The organism is Planctomyces sp. SH-PL62, from assembly GCF_001610895.1.
Classification (GTDB): domain Bacteria; phylum Planctomycetota; class Planctomycetia; order Isosphaerales; family Isosphaeraceae; genus Paludisphaera.
Map to the genome: position 1 here is coordinate 2,868,432 of NZ_CP011273.1, position 20,099 is coordinate 2,888,530.

Annotated in this window: 13 protein-coding genes; 7 read left to right on the plus strand and 6 right to left on the minus strand. The window is 70.8% G+C overall.

What is annotated here, in order from left to right; genetic code table 11:
* Nucleotides 1-22 precede the first annotated feature (22 nt).
* From VT85_RS11075 to VT85_RS11095, 5 genes are all read right to left on the minus strand, one after another.
* Entirely contained in the window at nucleotides 23-1,345 is a 1,323-nt protein-coding gene (locus tag VT85_RS11075) for a Gfo/Idh/MocA family protein (RefSeq protein ID WP_197491219.1), read from the minus strand.
* 129 nt (nucleotides 1,346-1,474) lie between these two features.
* Nucleotides 1,475-2,650: a hypothetical protein gene (locus VT85_RS11080; RefSeq protein WP_156512809.1), complete on the minus strand. Its 1,176-nt coding sequence runs from the start codon at nucleotides 2,648-2,650 to the stop codon at nucleotides 1,475-1,477.
* A gap of 70 nt (nucleotides 2,651-2,720) precedes the next feature.
* Nucleotides 2,721-6,230: an ATP-binding protein gene (locus VT85_RS11085; protein WP_068414686.1), complete on the minus strand. Its 3,510-nt coding sequence runs from the start codon at nucleotides 6,228-6,230 to the stop codon at nucleotides 2,721-2,723.
* A gap of 36 nt (nucleotides 6,231-6,266) precedes the next feature.
* Nucleotides 6,267-8,267: a beta-L-arabinofuranosidase domain-containing protein gene (locus VT85_RS11090; protein WP_068414689.1), complete on the minus strand. Its 2,001-nt coding sequence runs from the start codon at nucleotides 8,265-8,267 to the stop codon at nucleotides 6,267-6,269.
* Nucleotides 8,268-8,395: 128 nt separating this feature from the next.
* The gene (locus tag VT85_RS11095; protein ID WP_068414692.1) at nucleotides 8,396-8,974 is read right to left on the minus strand and encodes a Maf family protein; all 579 of its coding nucleotides are present in this window, start codon (nucleotides 8,972-8,974) and stop codon (nucleotides 8,396-8,398) included.
* Nucleotides 8,975-9,125: 151 nt separating this feature from the next.
* On the opposite strand from VT85_RS11095, the gene VT85_RS11100 reads away from it, so the two are divergent.
* Nucleotides 9,126-9,536: a BlaI/MecI/CopY family transcriptional regulator gene (locus VT85_RS11100; protein ID WP_068414695.1), complete on the plus strand. Its 411-nt coding sequence runs from the start codon at nucleotides 9,126-9,128 to the stop codon at nucleotides 9,534-9,536.
* A 22-nt stretch (nucleotides 9,537-9,558) separates the two neighbouring features.
* The gene (locus tag VT85_RS11105) at nucleotides 9,559-11,586 is read left to right on the plus strand and encodes a M56 family metallopeptidase (protein WP_068414698.1); all 2,028 of its coding nucleotides are present in this window, start codon (nucleotides 9,559-9,561) and stop codon (nucleotides 11,584-11,586) included.
* A gap of 364 nt (nucleotides 11,587-11,950) precedes the next feature.
* Here VT85_RS11105 and VT85_RS11110 read toward each other — a convergent pair whose 3' ends face one another.
* Complete coding sequence (locus VT85_RS11110) at nucleotides 11,951-12,634, minus strand: hypothetical protein (RefSeq protein WP_068414701.1); 684 nt, start codon at nucleotides 12,632-12,634, stop codon at nucleotides 11,951-11,953.
* Nucleotides 12,635-13,369: 735 nt separating this feature from the next.
* Between VT85_RS11110 and VT85_RS11115 the strand changes: the two genes are divergently transcribed.
* The 5 genes from VT85_RS11115 (at nucleotide 13,370) to VT85_RS11135 (ending at nucleotide 20,096) form a co-directional block, all read left to right on the plus strand.
* Nucleotides 13,370-14,743 (plus strand): dipeptidase, encoded by a 1,374-nt coding sequence (locus tag VT85_RS11115; RefSeq protein WP_068421824.1) that lies wholly within the window; start codon nucleotides 13,370-13,372, stop codon nucleotides 14,741-14,743.
* Nucleotides 14,744-14,887: 144 nt separating this feature from the next.
* Complete coding sequence (gene serS, locus VT85_RS11120; RefSeq protein ID WP_068414704.1) at nucleotides 14,888-16,174, plus strand: serine--tRNA ligase; 1,287 nt, start codon at nucleotides 14,888-14,890, stop codon at nucleotides 16,172-16,174.
* Nucleotides 16,175-16,639: 465 nt separating this feature from the next.
* Nucleotides 16,640-18,010, plus strand: a complete 1,371-nt coding sequence (gene mgtE, locus VT85_RS11125) for a magnesium transporter (protein WP_068421827.1) — start codon at nucleotides 16,640-16,642, stop codon at nucleotides 18,008-18,010.
* An 82-nt stretch (nucleotides 18,011-18,092) separates the two neighbouring features.
* On the plus strand, nucleotides 18,093-19,100 hold the full coding sequence (locus VT85_RS11130) for a D-2-hydroxyacid dehydrogenase (RefSeq protein ID WP_068414707.1): 1,008 nt from the start codon (nucleotides 18,093-18,095) through the stop codon (nucleotides 19,098-19,100).
* 114 nt (nucleotides 19,101-19,214) lie between these two features.
* Nucleotides 19,215-20,096, plus strand: coding sequence for a DUF1559 domain-containing protein (locus VT85_RS11135; RefSeq protein WP_197491220.1), 882 nt, complete (start codon nucleotides 19,215-19,217; stop codon nucleotides 20,094-20,096).
* The last annotated feature ends 3 nt before the right edge of the window (nucleotides 20,097-20,099 follow it).

The following is a 20,099-nucleotide window of genomic DNA, read 5'->3' on the forward strand; positions in this document are numbered from 1 at the left end:
CCTTCGGCCCCGAGCGGGCGAGTCAGGCCGTGGGAGGCGCCGCCCAGTGGCCGTCGCGGTAGCGTCGCGAGACCAACGCCGCGGCCTCGGCGTCGCCGAGGATCGCCTCGGCCCGCGGGTCGAAGTCCAGGACGCGGCCGACCCTCGCGGCGATGTTGGCCAGGTGGACCAGGGCCGCCGAGCGGTGGCCGACGGCCACGCCGGCGCTGGGGGCCTTCGACTCGCCGCGCACGCAGGCGAGGAAGTCGTCGTGGTGGGCCGCCAGGTCGGCCGGGCCCGCCCGCTCGGCGAGCTTCCGGTTCTTGGGGCCGTAGAGGGTCCAGCCGACCGTGTGGCCGATGATCATGACCCCCTCGGTCCCGTAGAACGCCGCCCCGTTCTCGTAGCCTTCTTGGACGTAGGGCGACCAGATCCGCTGTTCGAAGATCAGCCGCCTGGCCCGGCCCGGCCCCGCCGCGTCGGGGTACTCGAAGACGGCGTACTGGGTGTCCGGGAACTCCTGATCGTCGTCGAAGAACGACTTGCCCCCCAGGCAGGCGATGCGGGAGGGATGGGTCTCCACGCCCAGGCCCCAGCAGGCCACGTCGAGATCGTGGACGCCGTCGTTGCCCATGTCGCCGCAGCCGAAGTCCCGCCACCAGCGCCAGACGCCGGGCAGCAGGTTCGACCGGTACGGGACGGCCGGCGCGGGGCCGAGCCAGAGGTCGTAGTCGAGCTGCGACGGCGGCTCCGAGGGCCGCGTCTTGCCGATCGAGCCCCGGAGCTGGCTGTTCCAGGCCTTGGCGACCAGGACCTCGCCGATCGCACCGCCCCGGACGCGATCGACGGCGTCCTTGACCACGGCCGTGCTGCGGCTCTGGGTGCCGACCTGCAGGTGCTTGCCGGAGCGGGCCACCGCCTCGGCCGTCAGCGCCCCCTCGCGGATGTTGTGGCAGCACGGCTTCTCGACGTAGACGTGCTTCCCCGCGTCGAGCGCGAGGATCGCGGCGGGGGCGTGCCAGTGGTCCGGGGTCGCGATCCAGACGGCGTCGATGCGACGGTCGTCGAGCAGACGGCGGAGGTCCCGCACGGCGGCCGGGGCCCGGCCCGAGCCTTGCTCGACGAGCTTCGCGGCCGAGGCCAGCCGCTCGGCGTCGACGTCGCACACGCAGGCGACCTCGACGTCCGGCCGGGCGGCGAGCAGCCGGAGGTGGGCGCTCCCCATGCCCCCCGCGCCGATCAGCCCGACGACGACCCGGGGCCCGGTCCGGCCGTCCCCCCGCGCGCCGGCCGCCGCCAGCTGGAGGCCCGCCGCGCCCAGGGCGCCTCGCCGGAGCATCGTCCTGCGTGGGATCGCTTCCATCATTCGGACCCTCTCGATTCGATGCCGACGACCGATCTGGATGGGAACCGCGCGATGATCGCCTCCCCGGCCCCTCGATGCAAGCCGGCGTCCGAGGAATCCGGGGCCCGGCGATCGCGGACCGCGGCCCGGTCAGTCGAGGTGCGGCGGGGTCGCGGGGGAGGCCTCGACGGCGGGCGGGGCGATCGCGGCGAAGAGGTCGGCGGGCCAGGCCCCGACGCGCTCGAAGCCTTCGGGCGTGGGCTGCTTGAACTGGAGATAGGCGGTGTTGCGGCCGGTGGCGGTCCAGGTCGCCGCCTTGCCGTCGTCGCCCGCGGTGAAGACGCTGTATCCGGCCAGGCGGCAGTCCTCCAGGTCGACGTGGAGCGAGCCGCCGGGCGCGTGGCCCTGGGTGGCGATCAGGCCCGTCGACTTCCCCCCCATCTCGGGCTGCGTGAAATTCAGGGCCACGAGCCGGCATCGCGTCAGCTTCGCCCGGGTGCGACGGCCCGCGTACGACAGCGCCAGGGCGTTGTCCGGGTGGACGAGGGTGCAATCCTCGAAGACCGCGTGGGGGTGGTCCGGCGGGGCCTCTTCCGAGCCCCCGACCAGCACGGCGGCCGTATCGCCGACCCAGTCCAGGGCCAGGAAGTAGCACCGGCGGAAGAGGCTGGGCTCGTCGGGCCGGACCTTGGGATAGACGACGCCCCCGCCGAACGCGCGGCCGATCCCGACGCAATCCTCGACGACCACGGTGAAGCCCTCGCCGCTCTTGTTCGTCAGGTCCCAGAAGAGGCCGGCGTCGCTCCCGGCGGCGTAGAGCCGGTGCAGGGCCCAACGGTCCCAGACGATGCTGGAGAAGGTCTCGCGGTTGTTGCCGGTGGGCCAGTGCTTGTCCGAGGCCCGGATCGTGCTCCACCAGTCCCAGCTCTTGAAGCCGGCGGCCGGGTCGCCGGAGTCGATCAGCGCCCAGCCCTTCGCGCCGGAGCCGAGGGCGCCGTCGAAGTCGCAGACGATCGCGTTGTAGGCGCCGGCCGCTCCCTTCTTCGAGGGGGCCAGGTTGGCCTCGGCGTAGCTGTCCGGGCGGACGATCACGCGGTGGCCGCCGGCGTCGTCGGGGACGGCGTCGAGCCCGGCCTGGATCGTGCGGAAGGCGGTCGCCCACGTCTTGCCGTCGGAGCCGTCGCCGAGCTTCGAGACGTGGATCGTCGCCCCGACGCGGCCGGTAAAGCCGGCGGCCGAGGGGTCGGACGAGGCCGAGGCGGCGGGGACCGCGAGGACCGCGACCGCGACCGGGATCGAGAGGGACAGCATCCGGATGGGGGGCATGGGGCGGACCTTCTGGATCGGGGAACGCAAGGAGACGAGACGGAGAGGGCGGTCGAGATCGAGGCCGGCTTCAACCGGCGGGTTTGCGGCTGACGGGGAGGACCACGCGGAAGCAGGCCCCTTCGCCGGGGACCGACTCGACCTCGATGCGCCCGCCGTGGTCGAGGACGATGCCGTGGGTGATGGAAAGGCCCAGGCCGGTCCCCTCGCCGGCGGACTTGGTGGTGAAGAAGGGGTCGAAGATCTGGGCCCGGACGTCGGGGGGCATGCCGCAGCCGTTGTCGCGGATCTCGACGCAGACCTGATCGCCCCGGACCTTCGCCTCCACGGTGATGCGGCCGTGCTCGCGCTGGGCGGCGTCGATGGCCTGCATGGCGTTGACCAGCAGGTTGAGGAAGACCTGGTTGAGCTGGGTCGGCGAGGCGACCACGGCGGGGACGTCCTCGGCCCGGACGATCACCTCCACGCCCCGGCGTTCGAGCCGCCCGCGGATCATCTCCAGCGCGGCGGAGATCGACTCGCGGAGGTCGACGGCGGAGCAGGCGTCGCGGTCGGCGCGGGCGAAGCCGCGCAGGTTGTGCACGATGTCGGCGACCCGCTTGGCCCCCTGGCGGGTGCTGTCGAGGATCTTGCCCAGGTTCGCCTTGATGTACCCCATGTCGTACTCCTCGTCGAGCCGGCGGATCTCCTCGGCGAGGTCGGGGCGGGCGGCGGCGATGGACTCCAGACAGGGCTCGTAGCAGGCGAGGACGTCGAGCACGGTCCGGACGTCGCGATCCAGCACGACGAGGTTGCTGGAGACGTAGGCCAGCGGGTTGTTGATCTCGTGGGCGACGCTGGCGCTGAGCATGCCGAGCGAGGCGAGCTTCTCCGACTGGACGACGCGGGCGTGCATCTGGCAGCGGTCGTTGAACTGGCCGATCTGCGCGCCGAGGATCGCGGCCAGGTCCAGCAGCTCGGGCTCTTCGCGGCGGTCGAACCGGCTGAAGAAGCCGAGGACGCCGATGCACTCGCCCCGGAGCATCACCGGGGCGCCGAAGGCGGAGCGGAGGCCGGCGGCCACGAGCCGATGGCAGAGCTCGCAGCTCTCGCCGTCGAGGCGGTCCAGGTCGGTGAGCCAGAGGGCCTTGCGGTCGGCCCAGACCCGGCCGGCCAGCGATTCGCCCGGCCCGAACGTCTTGGCCCGGACGGCCTCGTCGAGCCCCTCCGGGGCGGGCGTCGCCGGGTTCCGCCAGAGGCTCAGGCAGCGGACCTGATCGGCGGTCGCGTCGACCCGCCAGAGCACCCCCAGGTCCCAGTCCAGCGGCTCGCCCAGGGCCTTCAGGATCCTCGGGGCCGCCTCGGCGAGCGAGTCGGACTCGGCCAGGACCCGCGCGGCCGCGTACTGGACGGCCAGCCGAATCTCGGCGCACTTGCGGGCGGTGACGTCGTGGAAGACCACGAGCCCCCCGCGGATCGCCCCGCCGTCCTCCACCAGCGGGCGGGCGCTGATGAACAGGCAGCGGCCGTGCTGGAGGCTGGGATGGCCGAGCATCAGCTCGCAGGGCTCGGGGGACTCGCCCCGGATCGCCCGCGCCAGGGGGAGGTCCTCGGATCGGTACGGCCGATCGCCGTTGACGTCGTAGACGGGCTCGTCCGCCCGCCAGACCGAGCTCCCGACCCCGCTCTCCTCGCGGCCGAGAAGTTCGCGCGCGGCCGGGTTGATCACCAGCAGGCGGGCGTCCAGGTCGACGACGACGACCCCTTCCCCCATGCAGTCGAGGACCGATCGGAGGACGTCGGTCCGCTCGCGCAGGGCCGATTCGGACTTCGCAAGCTCCACGGCCCGGTGGTCGAGGCTCTCGTTGAGCCGACGGACCTCGCGGATCTGGTTGTACCAGGCCAGCGTCCGGCCGGCGTGGCTGGCCAGCGTCTCCAGCGGCCGGAGGTCGACCTGGCTCGGGTCCAGGACCTCGCGCACGGCCACCTGGAGCGTCCCCAGCACCTCATCGCCGCCGGCCAGGGGGAGGACGATCTGGCCCCGGAAGCCGGCCCTCGCCACAGCCTCGTGGTCGCAGGTCGGGTCCACGGTCGAGTCCGGGATGATCTCGACGCGGGCTTCGCGGGCCACCCGCGCCAGCACGTCCGGCCCATCGAGGGAGCGGACGGTGTCGGCGACGATGTGGCCCATGGTTCCGGCGCCCCGGACGCCCCGGATCACGCCGGCCTCGCGGTCGACCAGCGAGAGCATCGCCAGTTCGTAGCCCAGCCGCGAGCAGAACTCCAGCACCGAGTCGAACGTCCGGTCGAGGGTCCCCGAGTCGAGCCGGGAGGTCGAGATCCGGAAGAACGCGTCGAGCAGGTCGCGGACCGCTTCCAGGTCCCGCGTCCGCTCGTGGATCCGGGCCTCCAGGTCGCCGTGCGACCGCGCGAGCTGCTCGGTCATCCGGGCGAAGCTCGATTCCAGGACGCCGATCTCGTCGTTCGAGGTGACGGCGATCGGCGTGTCGAGCCGGCCGTCGGCCACGGCCTCGGCGACGTCGGCCAGACGCCGGATCGGCCGGGTGTGCTGCCTCGCCAGGACGTACGACGCCGCCAGGCCCAGCGCCAGGATCGTGCCGCCGAGGGCCGCCAGCAGCCGCCGCAGCCGTCGCACCGGCGCGTACGCCTCGTCGGCGTCGATCCTGACGACCACCCCCCAGTCGGCGTAGTTCAGCGGCCGGTAGGCGGCGAGGACCGCGCGGCCGTCCCGATCGGTCGTCCGCATCAGGCCGCCTCGGCCGGCGATCGCCTCATCCATCGGGCGGCCCCGCGAGGTCGAGACCTCGGCCTCCGCGGGATGCCGCCGGGGCGGGAACAACAGCCGGGTCGCCGCCCCCTCGCGCATCCCGATCAGCACGTCCCCGGTCTCGCCCAGCCACTGCGAGTCGGCCAGCGCCTCGACGACCCGGCCGAGGTCCACCAGCACGGCGATCCGGCCCAGGATGGCCCCGGCCCGGCCGCGGACGTCGGCCGTGAAGACGGCGACCCGACCGCCGTCGATCTTCACCGGGATCGCCGCGCGGGGAGGCTTGCCGGTATTCGGTTCACGGAGCCCGACCGGGATCGCGGCGACGTCCTCGGGGGGGCCGCTCGTCGCCAGGGCCTCGCCGTCGGGGCCCTCCAGGCGGATCGCCCGGAAGTCGCGCACGTTCTCGAGGAAGTCGTCCAGGGCCGCCTGAAGCTGGACGTCGGTCGCCGCGTCGTCGGCCTCCGGTCGGCCCCGGGCGTCGAGCAGGTTCCGCAGCCGGACCCGACCCGCGACCTGCTCCACCCGCTCCTCCTCGCGACGGAGGGCCGTCAGCAGGAGGGCCTGGCGATCGTCGGCGATCGCCGAGAGCCGCGCGTCGATCTGCTGGGCGACGATCTCGCCGACGTACCGATAGCCCGCCGTCGTCAGGGTCCCGCCGGTCAGGGCCACGAGGAACCCCACGAACAGCGCCTGCTTGGCCACGATCGACCGCTTCGGCCGCGCCGGCGGCGAGGCGGAGGGAGGCCGGGGCTCCGCCCCGGCGGGCGAGGGGTCCGGGCTCGATGCGGGGTCGCTCGTCATGATGGACATCCGGCTTCCTCCCGATCCGCCCGGCCGGGTCTCCGGTCAATCCTTCAGAATCGGGAACTCGGCGACCCGCAGGTCGGTGCAGCCGTACGGGATCAGGTCGAGCGTCTCCAGCGGCGCGGCGCTCGCGACCGGGCTCCGGGGCGGCGGTGCGGCGGCCCCCCGCTCGATCCCCCAGCCTTCGAGCCGGCGGCCCCGGACCTCCGCCCGGATCTTCGCCCCTTCCGCCGAGAACGCCGGGGCGCCGGCGGCCGGCTGGACCTCGCGGAACGTCACCGCATCCTCGATGCGCTCCGGCGCGAGTTCCAGCGCGTAGTTCCAGGGGCCGGTCGGGCGGACCTCCCAGTCGGCGAAGTTCGGGTCGTCCCGGACCTTCGTCCACTCGGCCGCCACCGGCAGAGCGAAGACCAGGGGGCCGCGGAGGATCGCCGTCGAGCCGTCCTCGCCCCGGTACGCCCTCGCGAACGCCGGCAGCTCCAGGCGGATCGTCTTCGTGCCGCTCCACTCGGCGTCGAGCGCCCGGTAGCAGGCCGTCCGCTCGTCGCGGGCGACGTCCGCCGCGTCGCCCACCCGGAGCTTGCGGCCCCCGAGGGCGAACGGGGCCTCCGACGCCGTGATCGACGGCGTCCGCGACCACTCCGGGACCCGCAATTCCAGCGGGAACCGCATCGGCTCGGCGACCGTCACCGTGATCTCGACCGCGTCCCGGAACGGGTACTCCGTCGCGACCTCGACCCGCACCGGCTTCCCCCGGATCTCCGTCTCGACGACGCAAGGGGCGTAGGCGGCCACGGCCAGCCCCCCGCCCGGCGTCCTCATCCACAGGTGCGAGGCCAGCTTGGGCCAGCCCTGGTGGAAATTCGCCGTGCAGCAGCCGAAGTTGGGCTCCAGCCCGAAGAGGTTCGAATCCGGCCCGTTGGTCGCCCAGACGTGCTCCCCCTCCCGCGTGCAGAGCACCTGGTTGGCCTGCTGGTCGTATTGATGCGCCGACATGTCCTTCTTGAACGTCGCCGGCAGCGCGTTGTAGGCGATCCGCTCCAGCCGGTCCCCCAGCCGGGCGTCGCCCAGGATCGCGATCGCCTCCTCCAGAGAATACATGGCCTCCACGACCGTGCACAGCTCCGTCCCCTGCGAGGGGCTCCGGCCGGCGACGTGCTCGTCGCAGGTGAAGATCCCGGTCGCCTGGCCGTGATAGCGGTCCAGGACGTCCAGCATGTTGAAGACGGCGTCGCGGTCGCCGGCGTCTCCCGAGAGTCGCGAGCGGACCGGGCCGAACTTCCAGGCCATCGCCGTGTTGACGCCGTGGCTCAGCAGGTTGAATCCGTCGGTCGTCCGGCCGGTCAGGCGGTAGTCCTCGAACTGCGCCCGCCAGTCGTGCCCCTGGCCCAGGATCTTGCGGGCGAGGTCCAGCAGGAACGGTTCCGGGGCGCGGTCGTGGAGCGAATACAGGGCGACGGCGAAGTCGGCCGCGCGGACCTTGGCCCACTCGTAGAGCGGCGTCTCGTCGACGACCTGGTCGATCTTCCGGGCGCATTTCACCAGCGCGGGGACGATGCGGGGATCGCTGGTGGCCTCCTCGTACTGGAGAAACGCCTTGTAGAGCGGGAACAGCGGCCAGACGTCATAAGGCCGGTGCCTCTGGGAGTCGCCGATCGGGCCCAGCCAGCCGTCGGGTTGCTGGTGGTCCAGGATGTAGTCGATGAACCGCTTCGATCGGGCCTTCAGCGCCGGGTCGTCCAGGAGGTACGCCAGCGGGACGATCCCGTCGAGCCAGTACGGCACGCGCTCCCAGCCTTCGGCCTTGCCGCCGATCCAGGCGCTCTGCTTGATGTCGGGCCAAAATTCGTCGAGCCGGCCGCCGAGCCCTTTCGCCTGGACTTCGAGCTGCGTCTTGAGCCACCCCGCCGGCCTGATCGCCCCGAGGGGGAGCGGCTCCAGCGCCCTCGGCTCGACCTTCGGCGCATCGGCGGCGACGGCGCAGGACGTCCAGATGAAACCTATCGCGACGAGCCAGGCGAGCGGGAGCCGAGGGCGAGTCATGGCGGGATGGTCCTCCCAGGCGACGCCGCGAGCGGTTTTCTTTTCGCGGCCTCGTCCATTTTAGCCCCACCGCCGTGGGCGACGCCAGGATGGCGCGGCAGCTCGGCGGGGCAGGGCGGCGGAGGCCGTCAGCCCAGCAGGGCCGGGTGCGCGGCCAGGAGCGCCGCGAGGCGTTCCATCGGCAGGCCGACGACGTTGGAGAAGCTGCCCCGGGCGACCGAGACGAAGGGGTCGCCGTCCTGGACGCCGTAGCCGCCGGATTTGCCCTCCCAGCGGCCCGAATCCAGGTAGGCGGCGCGCTCGGCGTCGGAGAGCGGGCGGAACCGGACCACGCTGATCTCGACCGCGCCCAGCCACTCGGGGCGGTCGCCGCGATGCAGGCAGAGGCCGGTGATGACGTCGGCGTCGCCCCCTTCCTGCAGGCGGATCATCCGCTCGGCGTCGTCGCGGTCGACCGGCTTGTTGAGGATCTCCCCCGCCACGGCGCAGACGGTGTCGGCCGCCAGGATCAGGCCCGAGCCCCGCCGCAAGGCCACCGCGCGAGCCTTCCGCCAGGCCAGGTCGGCCGCGTACGCCTCGGGCGACTCCCCCGCCGCCGGCCCCGGCTCGTCCACGTCCGACGGGTCCACCTCGATGTCGTAGCCCGCCTCCTCCAACAACTGCCGCCGCCTCGGCGACGCGCTCGCCAAAATCAACCCACGCTTCATCGCCTCGCAACCCCCCGGCCGTCCGGCCCTCGATCGGAATCCCCGCCCCGACCAGAATATTCCGCGAGGCCCCTCGAAGAACAGCTTGACCTGTCAGACGCCTTGTCTTATGATCCCGTTCAGACAACGTGTCTGAGGAGGAGGGAGGGATATGAAACGGAACGAGGTGGACGTGACGGAGGCCGAGCTGGCGCTCCTGTCGGCCCTGTGGGACCACGGGCCGGCGACGATCCGTCGGCTGGCGGAGCGGGTGTACGGCGAGGGGGGCCCTTCGACGTACGCCACGGTGCAGAAGCTGCTGGAGCGGCTGGAGCAGAAGCGTTGCGTGTCGCGGGACCGCCGCGAGAGCGTGCACGTCTTCGCCCCGGCCGTGGACCGGGGCGAGCTGATCGGCCGGCGGCTGCGGGCGGTGGCCGACGCCCTCTGCGGCGGGTCGTTCACGCCGATGTTGACCCATCTGGTCGAGGGGGAAGGGCTCTCCCCGGCCGATCGCGACGAGCTGCGGTCGCTCATCGAGCGGCTCGATCGCGGCAAGAGCGGGAAGCGGACCCCAGGCGCCTGAACTCGTCGACGGGAGTGACCCCATGGAAGACCTTTTGCGAGCGGCGCTGACCAACGCCCTGGGCGCCGCCGTCCTGGGGGCGATGGTCGCCGGGCTCGCCCTGATCCTGGTGCGACGCCCTGCCGTCGTGCACTGCCTCTGGGTCGTCGTCCTGCTCAAGCTGGTGACGCCCCCGCTGTTCGAGGTCTCGGTCGGCGAGTTCGAGGATGAGACGGTCGCGACGCTCGCCGCGCCGCTCGTCGTCGAGGAGCCGATTTCGATCACCCTCACCCCGGCCGAGCTGGCGGCCCTTGAGGAGTCCTCGGCGATCTTCGAGGCCGAGGCCGTCGAGTCCCCCGCCGTGCTCGCGTTCGACGCCGCCCCGGATCGTTCGTGGTCGAGCCTTGCGTGGCAGGGGTTGATGGCCGCCTGGCTGGCCGGCTCGGCGGCGACGGCCGTCCTGGCGACGGTCCGCGTGGTCCGGTTTCAAAGCCGGTTGCGAGACGCCTCGCCGGCGGGGGAATGGGTCGAGCGCGAGGTCGCCGAGCTGTCGGCCGCGATGGGCCTGAGACGGCCTCCGCGGGTCGAGTTCATCGACGCGCGGACGACCCCCATGATCTGGAGCCTGGGCCTCTGTCCCCGCCTGATCCTCCCCCAGATGCTCTGGAAGAGGCTGGACGGCCGTTGTCGCACCCTCCTCCTGACGCATGAACTGGCCCACCTGAAGCGCGGCGACCACCTGCTGCGGTTCTTCGAGCTGGGCGTGACGGTCCTCTACTGGTGGCTCCCGGTCGTCTGGTGGGTCCGCCGGGCCCTCCGCGACGTCGAGGAGCAGTGCTGCGACGCGTGGGTCGTCTGGATGTTCCCCGAACACGCCCGCGCCTACGCCGAGACGCTGCTGGACACGGTCGATTTCCTGAACCCGAGCGCCGACCCCGAGCCGCTTTTGGCGAGCGGATTCGGCAAGGTGCAACATCTCCGAAGGAGGCTCACGATGGTCATGACGGGAACGACGTCACGCTCGCTGGGATGGCAAGGCTCGCTGGGCGCCCTGGCCCTGGCCGGCGTCCTCTTGCCGATGAGCCCCACCTGGGCCGACAAGCCCGACGAGCCCGCCGTCCAGTTCGAGGCCGTCCAGCCCGCCGACGTCGTCGTCTTCGGCGAGGCGATCGACGGTCGGGGTGAATCTCTCTCGTTCCGAGCCGTGGGCGACGGCGACGCCCTCAAGACGATCGACTTCGTCGGCCCGGTGACGCTCGCCGCCGTCGCCGACGACGATGAGAATGATGAAGCCAAGGACAAGGGCGGCGACAAGAAAGACGACGGCAAGGACAAGGGCAGGGACGGCGACAAGAAGGACAGGGCGGAGGTCCGCAAGGAGATCCGGCTCCAGGTCCGCGGGGAAGGCAAGGAGGCCGGCGAGGCGATCAAGAAGGCGGCCGAGGGGTTGAAGGCTCAGCTCAAGGAACTGGAGGCCGGGAAGCCCGAGGGCGAGGACCGCGAGGCCCAGATCAAGGGGCTGAAGGCCGCGCTCGAGCAGCTTGGGAAGCTTGCCAGGAGGCCCGACGCGGTCGAGCTCCGGGGCATGCCCTTCGACGGTCCCGGCCAGACCTTCACGTTCCAGCCGGAGAAGCTGACGGTGGAGCCTTTCGGGGAAGGCCAGAAGAACCGGTTCAAGCTCGGGCGGCTCGTCGATCGGCGGTTCAACGCCGACGACCCGAAGGCGGCCGAGGCCCTGAAGCGGGTCGACGAGCTGAGCAAGGTGGTGGCGGAGAAGCAGCGGGAGCTGAGCGAGGCCGCCGGGAAGCTTGCCGAGGCCCACAAGAAGCTCGCGGAGATGCAGGGCGAGGTCGTCATCGAGCGGGTCATGCCCGACGTCGCCGAGCGCATCAAGCAGGCCAGGGTTCGCGAAGTCCAGGCCCGCGACCACCGTGAAGCCGAAGTTCGGGACCGACGCCCGGACGCCGGGGACCAGTCCCGCATCGACTCCCTGGAGCAGAAGCTCAACAAGGTCCTCGAGGAGCTGGAGAGCCTGAAGAAGCCCAGGGCCGAGAGCGCGGACGAGAAATGACCTGATCCGCCCTGCTGGATGGATCGACCGAGCGAACCGCGACGCGGCCGGGCCCTGCACCCCGCCGCGTCGTCTCGTTTCGAACCGAGGGGCCGTGGTCGGCACGCCCGACGCCCACCTTCGAGACGGTCGTGTGAGGGGGCGACGAGCACGAAGACCGTCGCCTGTTCGTGTCGTCCGCGATGATGGTCCCCCTCATCCGGCCCTCCGGGCCACCTTCTCCCACCAGGGAGGAAGGCATGATGGCATCGGCATGACTAACCCCCTCGAGGGGGGCGGCGGGCTTTCGAAACGCGAACGGGGCGGCCGCATTCCTCGGGCGCCCCGTCGGGGGATCCTTCGCTTCGCTGGGGGGGTCGCTTGCTCAGTCGTCGATGCCGAGGCGGTAGAGGAGTTCGTCGAACTGGTCGCGGTGCTCGTCGTCGGTCGAGTGGAGGTGCTCGGCCTCGGAGATGAACTTGAGGGTGTCGTCGCGCCGAAGGCCGTAACCCTGGAGGATTTCCTCGAAGGGGTCCAGGTCGTGGGCGTAGACGAAGAGGAGCTTGTGCTCGTCGAACTGGACTTCCATCGGGCCGGCGGGGTTGAGGGCGGCCAGGCCGGTGCAGCCGTCGTTCATCAGGAGCGACTCGTAGTCGTAGAGCGTGCTCTTGAGGATGACGGTGTCCATGTGCTCACGGTAGAGGTCGGAGTGGGAGCCGGGCTCGGAGTCGTGGCTGGACTCCATGACCACGTCCACGACCTCGCCCAGGGGGTCGAGCAGATCCATGAAGACGTCGAAGAGGCGGTCCGAGGAGATCGAGGCGGCGAGGACGGGCATCCGGTTGCCGGACTCGGGGTCGCAGTAGACGTCGCGGCGGTAGCCTTCGCGGGGGATGACCTCCAGGCCGATCGACGGCCGGACGGCGTCGGTCAGCGAGAAGCTTCCGTAGCGACCGACGCTGAGGTGGGCGTCCAGCTGGTCCTGGCTCAGGTCGTCGAAGCTGGTGCGGGGCATGCGAGTGGGATTGTTGCGCAGCACGCGCTCCAGAAAGCGTTGAATGAAGCTCATTGGAAAGGGCCCCCTCCTAAACTGCATCAGACAAAGGGAATGTTTCGCTGAAAGTCCTCGGCTGCCGCGCCAAGCGGTCTCGGGTCGGGTCCCGAGCCAAACCATCCCAGGAATCCGCTTGACACCGCGCCCAAGGGAGTCGAAACCCACCCCGGGGACGGTCGCCTTTCCATTGGCAACGCTTCACTCGCCGCTCTGCTATCTCAATATACCATGCGTGCCGCCCGCCCATGCCATTCGCCGATGCTGCCGATGCGTCCGTGAAGCAAGGGGTTGCGATCGGTCCACGAGGGCGATGCGTCAGGCCTTCTCTGAACGTCATCCATCCCGGATTCGTTCGACGTCGACCCTTACTGCATTTTGGATGCCAGGCCGTTCTCGCATCCTCGGAACCCCTTGCCCCGGCTGGTCATGACGAAAACTTGAGGCGACTTCTGGGAAATATGGCCGCTGGCTCGGGCAAGTCAACCGTACAAGAAACCGTGGTCCATTTTGTAATCCTTTCCAGGGGGCCGGCAAGACGGCGGCCGAGAAAGCGACGTCCGGGGATTCGGCGAAACGCCCCCCCGGCGGCGCCGACCGCCCCCGGCGCGGGCGGCCGGGATTAACGAGCCGCCGGTCTCCCCCGTGACGCCGCGGGCGGGCCCCGATGCCGGGGCGCGTCATGGCGTGGCCCGGGCGCGACGTGGTATACTGCCGGCCGGTTTCCGGGGCGGGATGGGAAAGGGGGCGTTCATGAGCCTGGATCGAGTCGACGCATACATCGAATCGCATGCGAAAGAGTTCGAGGAGCAGCTCAAGGCGCTGATCCGGATCCCCAGCGTCAGCGCCCAGCCCGACCACGACCCCGACACCCGACGCGCCGCCGAGTTCATCCGGGACGATCTCGTCGCCATGGGGCTCGACGCCCGGATCCTCGACACCGAGCGGCACCCGATCGTCTACGCCGAGCGCCTCGCCGCCCCCGGCAAGCCGACCGTCCTCATCTATGGACATTACGACGTCCAGCCCCCCGAGCCGCTCGAACCCTGGCTCTCCCCCCCGTTCGAGCCCACCGTCCGCGACGGCAACCTCTACGCCCGCGGCGCGACCGACGACAAGGGGCAGATGTTCACCCACCTGAAGGCCGTCGAGGCCTGGCTCAAGACGACCGGCGACCTGCCGGTGAACGTCAAGATCCTCATCGAAGGCGAGGAGGAGATCGGCGGGGTGAACCTGGAACGGTACGTCGCCGAGAACCCCGAGAAGCTCGCCTGCGACTACGCCGTCATCTCCGACACCAGCCAGTTCGCCCCCGGCCGGCCGGCCATCACCTACGGCCTCAAGGGCCTCGCCTACTTCGAGCTCCACGTCCAGGGGGCGACCCGCGACCTCCACTCCGGCACCTTCGGCGGCGCGGTCGCGAACCCGCTCAACGCCCTGGCGACGATCCTCGACGGCCTCAAGGGGCCCGACGGCCGGATCCGGGTCGAAGGGTTCTACGACGCCGTCAAGCCCCTGGAAGCCTGGGAGCGCGAGGCCTTCGGCAAGCTCCCCTTCTCCGAGGAGGAGTTCCGGGCCGACCTGGGCGTCGCCGAGCTTTTCGGCGAGGAAGGCTATTCGACCCTGGAACGCAAGTGGGCCCGGCCGACCTGCGACGTCCACGGGCTCTGGGGGGGCTATTCCGGCCCCGGCCCCAAGACGGTCCTCCCCTGCAAGGCGGGCGCGAAGTTCAGCTTCCGGCTCGTCCCCGACCAGGACCCGGCGGAGGTCGAGGCCCTGGTCCGCAAGCACATCGAGGCCAACACGCCGCCGGGGGTGACGGTCGAGCTCATCAGCCACCAGGGCTCGCCCGCCGTGCTGGTGGACGTGGACAGCCCCGGCTTCCGCGCGGCGGCGAAGGCCGTCGAGACCGGCTTCGGCGTCGCGCCGGTGTTCATCCGCGAGGGGGGCTCGATCCCGGTCGTCGGCCTGTTCAAGCGGCACCTGAAGGTGGACACCCTGCTGCTGGGCTGGGGCCAGAACGACGACAACCTGCACGGCCCCAACGAGAAGTTCTCGCTGGCCGACTTCCACCGCGGGATCAAGGCGAGCGCCCACCTTCTCGACGAGCTGTCGCGGGCGACCTGACCCGACCCGACCCGGCCCGATCGAGATCCCGAAGACCAAGAGTCGAATCGAAGCGAAGACCCGAAGACGACGCCGGCGCCCCGCGCCGGGGCGGTCGTCCCCCGGCCGGGCGCCGGCCCCCCGGGCGCGTTCAAGGAATCCGTCATGCTCGACCTGAAATACGTCATCGCCAATATCGAGGCCGTCCGGCTCAACTGCCGGAACCGCAACGTCCCCGCCGACGCGCTGGAAGACCTGGACCGGATCATCGACCTGGAGGCCGACCGCAAGCGGGTCCTCTCGACCGTCGAGGAGGTCCGTCGCCGCCAGAACGAGGTCGCCCAGTCCACCGGCAAGGAGAAGGACCCGGCGCGTCGGGCCGAGCTGATCGAGGCGGGCAAGCGGCTCAAGTCCGACGTCGCCCAGCACGAGGAGCAGCTCCGCAGCCTCGACGACGAGGTCAAGCAGCGTCTCCTCCGCATCCCCAACCTCACCCACCCCGACGCCCCCGTCGGCCAGACCGAGGGCGACAGCCTGGAGCTGCGGAAGGTCGGGACGCCCCGGACCTTCGACTTCCCGGTCAAGGACCACGTCGAGCTGGGCAAGAGCCTGGACCTGATCGACTTCGAGACCGGCGGCAAGGTCGCCGGCTCGGGCTTCTACTTCCTCAAGAACGACGCCGTCCTGCTCGACCTGGCGCTCCAGCAGTTCGCCCTGCGGAAGCTGATCGGCCGCGGCTTCATCCCGATCACCACGCCCGACCTGGCCCGCAACAGCATCCTTGAAGGGGTCGGCTTCACCCCCCGAGGGGAGGAGACGCAGGTCTACTCGATCGAGGACACCGACCTCAGCCTGGTCGGCACCGCCGAGATCACCCTGGGCGGGATGCTCGCCGACGAGCTGCTCGACGAGGCCGCCCTGCCGATCAAGTACGTCGGCCTCTCGCACTGCTTCCGCACCGAGGCGGGCGCCGCCGGCCGGGCCAGCCGCGGGCTGTATCGGGTCCACCAGTTCACCAAGGTCGAGATGTTCGCCTTCTCGACCCCCGAGCAGTCCGACGCGATCCACGCGGAGATGCTGGCGATCGAGGAGGAGATCTTCGGCGAGCTGGGAATCCCCTACCTGGTCCTCGACATCGCCAGCGGCGACCTCGGCGGCCCCGCCTACCGCAAGTTCGACCTCGAAGCCTGGATGCCCGGGCGCGGCGAACACGGCGAGTACGGCGAGGTCACCAGCACCTCCGACTGCACCGATTACCAGGCCCGCCGGCTCAACATCCGGTATCGCCCCGCCGGCCAGAAGGGGACGCGGTTCGTCCACACCCTCAACGGCACCGCCGTCGCCGTCAGCCGGGCGCTCATCGCCGTGATCGAGAACTACCAGCGCGCCGACGGCAAGATCGACGTCCCCGAGGTCCTCAAGCCCTACATCGGCAAGGACGTGATCGGATAACAACATGGGCGGGAAGACGAGCACGGAGACCGTCGGAAGGCGCGTTCGGAATCATCAAGCCCTTCCCCCCTCGCGGGGGAAGGTGGCCCGCAGGGCCGGATGAGGGGGAAGGCCAGCACCAGGACCGTCGGCGATTCAAGCGGCCGGATGACGAATCCCGACGGCTCTCGTGCCGGTCTTCCCCCCCATCCGACCCCTTTGGGGCCTGTCATCCCCCGCAAGCTGGGAAGACCGTCACCGCCCACGCCGGGCCGGGGACGCGGCGGCGGTCGTCCCTCTCATCCGGCCTTCGGCCGCCTTTCCCCACCAGGGGGGAAGGAGGCTCGTCACCATCATTTCCACTCGTCGTCGACGTAGCACAAGGCGGGGGGAGCGATTCGCGTCGGCTTTCCTGAAGCGCCTCGTCCGGCCTTGGGCCGACTCTCCCGTTCCGACCCGATCCAACCCGTCCCGGAGGAGGGCGAAATGCGAAATCCGCTGCTAGTGCCCGACCTTCGCGAGCTGATCCACGGCGGGGAGGACGTCGCGCTCCGGGAGTTCCTGGTGGACCTGCACCCCGGCCGCGTGGCGGAGTTCATCGAGGACCTGCCCGACGGCGACGGCGACACCGTGTTCCGCATCCTCGAGCCCCGCGAGCGGGCCGAGGTGCTCAGCTATCTGGAGAACGACGAGCAGAACCGCCTGATCGAGTCGATGCCCCCCAAGGAGGCCGCCGACCTGCTCCGCGTGATGTCGCACGACGAGCGCGCGGCCCTGGTGAATCGGCTCGAGGAGGAGTTCGTCGACGAGGTGCTCCCCAACCTCGCCCAGGCCGAACGCGAGGACATCCGCCGTCTGGCCGGATACGAGCCCGGCACCGCCGGCGCGGTGATGACCACCGACTACGTCACCCTCCCCCCGCACATCACCGTCCGCGAGGCCCTGGAACGGCTCCGCCACGAGGCCCCCGACCGCGAGACGATCTATTACTGCTACGTCGTCGACCACTCCCGCCGGCTCATCGGCTTCATCTCGCTCAAGCGGCTGATCCTGGCGCGACGGTCCGCCGTGATCGAGGAGATCATGCAGCGCGACGTGATCTTCGCCAAGGTCGACGACGACCAGGAGCCGGTGGCGCGGACGATCGACAAGTACGACCTGCTCGCACTCCCCATCGTCGACGTCGGCGACCGGCTGGTGGGGATCGTCACCCACGACGACGCCATGGACATCCTCCGTCGCGAGCAGACCGAGGACATCCTCAAGTTCGGCGGCGTCGCGCCCGACCCCGAGGCCGACGTCCCCTACTGGCAGAGCACCGTCCTGACGACCGTCCGACGCCGCATCAAGTGGCTGATGCTCCTGTTCCTGGCCGAGAACCTCACGACCCCCGTCCAGCAGCATTTCCAGTGGACCTACGGCGACCAGAAGATGCCGGCCCTGGCCCTCTTCATCTCGCTGTTGACCGGCACCGGCGGCAACGCCGGCAGCCAGACGGTCGGCACGGTGATCCGGGGCATGGCCCTGGGGGAGATCAAGCTCTCCCAGGCGCTCCTGGTCGTCGCCCGCGAGTGCCTGACCGGCCTCTGCCTGGGCCTGATGCTCGGCACGGTCGCCCTCTTCTACATCCACTTCTGGCGCGACCAGCCCTGGGGCGTCTCGTGCGTCGTCGGCTTCTCCCTGTTCGGCGTCTGCATGTGGGCCAACGTCATCGGCTCGCTCGTCCCCCTGGCCGCCCGCCGCGTCGGCATCGACCCCGCCGTCGTCTCCGCCCCGTTCATCAGCACCCTCGTCGACGCCACCGGCATGGTCATCTACTTCACCATCGCCATCCTCCTGCTGGGCCTCGTGAAGTGAGGACGGCCGGGGCTCGATCGGGCGTCCCCACGCGACGCGAGGCGAGCCGGATCGCGAACCGATCGACCGCAGGAGCCCGTTCATGAAGATCGTCATCCACCCCGCCGTCGAGGCCGACCGGCTGGACGCCTTCCGGGCCGCCGCGCCGGGGGTCGAGTTCGTCGTCGCGGCGACCGCCGCCGAGGCCGAGGCCGCCATGCCGGGGGCGGACGGCTTCCTGGGCAAGATCACCCCGGCGATGCTGGCGAGGGCCGACCGCCTGCGCTGGGTCCAGGCGTTCACGGCCAGCCTGGAGCACTACATCTTCCCCGCGCTCGTCGACCACCCCTGCATCCTCTCCAACACCCGGGGGCTGTTCGGCGACGTGATCGCCGATCAGGTCATGGGCTACGTCCTGGGCTTCGCCCGCAACCTCCACATCTACGCCCGCCGCCAGGCCGAGCGCCGCTACGAGCCCGAGGGGGGCTCCGCGGCGCGGGTCGACTTCGCCTCGGGGCCGGGGGTCGTCAACGCGATGGACCGGGCGACCATCCACCTCCCCCGCGCCACGATGGGGATCGTCGGCATGGGGGGGATCGGCCTGGAGATCGCCCGGCGGGCGTCGGCCTTCGGGATGACGATCCGGGGCGTCGATCGGCGGGCCGAACGGATCGAAAGGCCCGCGCACGTTGATCGGATCGAGGGCGTCGACCGCCTGGACGACCTGCTCGGCTGGGCCGACTTCGTCGTGATCGCCGCCCCCCATACGCCCGAGACCGAACGCCTGTTCGACGCCGACCGGATCGCGAAGCTGCGGCCGTCCAGCTACCTGATCAACATCGGCCGGGGCGCGATCGTCGTCCTGGACGACCTGGTCGAAGCCCTGCGCGCGGGCCGGATCGCCGGCGCGGCGCTCGACGTGTTCGAGGTCGAGCCCCTGCCGCCGGAGCATCCCCTCTGGGACTTCCCGAACGTCATCCTCACCCCCCACACCGCCGGCTACTCGCCGGTCGTCGCCGAGCGGCACCGGGCCTTGCTGATCGACAACGTCGGCCGCTTCGCCCGGGGCGAGACGCCGCGCAACGTGGTCGATAAGGCCCTCTGGTTCTGAGCCCCGGGGCGTCGTACGATGAAGGCGGCCGGGGCGGGATCGGATCAGATCGGGGATCGGCCTTTTTTCGATCGCCCGACGCCGGCGGCCCACGTGCAAGGGAAGGGGGGCGCCATGCGACGACGGGCGTTCACGCTGATCGAGCTGCTGGTCGTGATCTCGATCATCGGCGTTTTGATCGCGCTCTTGATGCCGGCGGTGCAGTCCGCCCGGGGGGCGGCGCGGCGGGTGCAGTGCCAGAACAACCTGCGGCAGATCGGGCTGGCGGTCAACAGCTACATGACCGAGAAGAACGTCTTCCCGATGAGTTCGACGGCGGGCGCCGGGAGGGGCGTGAACCACTCGGGCCTGGCGATGATCCTGCCGCAACTGGACCAGCGGGCGCTCTTCGACGCCTACAACTTCCAGTGGGAGAACTTCGCCGTCGCGAACCGATCGGCGGTGGTGACGAGGATCTCGGCCTACCTCTGCCCGGCGAGCCCGGTCTCGCCCGGCCCGGTCGCGTCGGAGCAGATCCGCCGGCCCGACGGCTCGTTCTACCCCGCCGGATCGGCCTTCGCCCGCAACCACTACGCGGCCAACTGGGGCGGCAGCCAATCGACGGCGGGCGAGGACTTCACCCGGGCCAAGACCAACTACCGGGGCGTCATGATGACCGTCCGGCTCATCACCCAGCGCGGGCCGACGTTCTGCGTCCGCCCCCAGGACGTCCGGGACGGCCTCTCGAATACGGTGCTCGCCGGCGAGAAGCGCGACGGCCAGGGCTGGGGCGTGGGGGGCTACGCCGGCAGCGAGTTCGACGTCGCCACCGCCCCGCTCGGCCCCGACCTCCCGGACCTCCGCACCATCGTCACCGGGTCTTACCACCCGGGGCAGGTCAACTTCGTCTTCTGCGACGGCTCCGTCCGCCCCCTGCGCGACGCCATCGACAAGAAGGTCTGGTACGGGGTCCTCACCCGCGACGGCCGCGAGACCGTCAGCGTCGACGCGCTCTAGCCT

What these genes read in the sequence shown, in the direction of transcription:
- VT85_RS11100 (WP_068414695.1), top strand. Translation starts at nt 9,126, where the DNA reads ATGAAACGGAACGAGGTGGACGTGACGGAGGCCGAGCTGGCGCTCCTG.
- VT85_RS11095 (WP_068414692.1), bottom strand. Translation starts at nt 8,974, where the DNA reads ATGAAGCGTGGGTTGATTTTGGCGAGCGCGTCGCCGAGGCGGCGGCAG.
- VT85_RS11080 (WP_156512809.1), bottom strand. Translation starts at nt 2,650, where the DNA reads ATGCCCCCCATCCGGATGCTGTCCCTCTCGATCCCGGTCGCGGTCGCG.
- VT85_RS11130 (WP_068414707.1), top strand. Translation starts at nt 18,093, where the DNA reads ATGAAGATCGTCATCCACCCCGCCGTCGAGGCCGACCGGCTGGACGCC.
- VT85_RS11075 (WP_197491219.1), bottom strand. Translation starts at nt 1,345, where the DNA reads ATGATGGAAGCGATCCCACGCAGGACGATGCTCCGGCGAGGCGCCCTG.
- VT85_RS11110 (WP_068414701.1), bottom strand. Translation starts at nt 12,634, where the DNA reads ATGAGCTTCATTCAACGCTTTCTGGAGCGCGTGCTGCGCAACAATCCC.
- VT85_RS11135 (WP_197491220.1), top strand. Translation starts at nt 19,215, where the DNA reads ATGCGACGACGGGCGTTCACGCTGATCGAGCTGCTGGTCGTGATCTCG.
- VT85_RS11115 (WP_068421824.1), top strand. Translation starts at nt 13,370, where the DNA reads ATGAGCCTGGATCGAGTCGACGCATACATCGAATCGCATGCGAAAGAG.
- VT85_RS11085 (WP_068414686.1), bottom strand. Translation starts at nt 6,230, where the DNA reads ATGTCCATCATGACGAGCGACCCCGCATCGAGCCCGGACCCCTCGCCC.
- serS (WP_068414704.1), top strand. Translation starts at nt 14,888, where the DNA reads ATGCTCGACCTGAAATACGTCATCGCCAATATCGAGGCCGTCCGGCTC.
- VT85_RS11105 (WP_068414698.1), top strand. Translation starts at nt 9,559, where the DNA reads ATGGAAGACCTTTTGCGAGCGGCGCTGACCAACGCCCTGGGCGCCGCC.
- VT85_RS11090 (WP_068414689.1), bottom strand. Translation starts at nt 8,267, where the DNA reads ATGACTCGCCCTCGGCTCCCGCTCGCCTGGCTCGTCGCGATAGGTTTC.
- mgtE (WP_068421827.1), top strand. Translation starts at nt 16,640, where the DNA reads ATGCGAAATCCGCTGCTAGTGCCCGACCTTCGCGAGCTGATCCACGGC.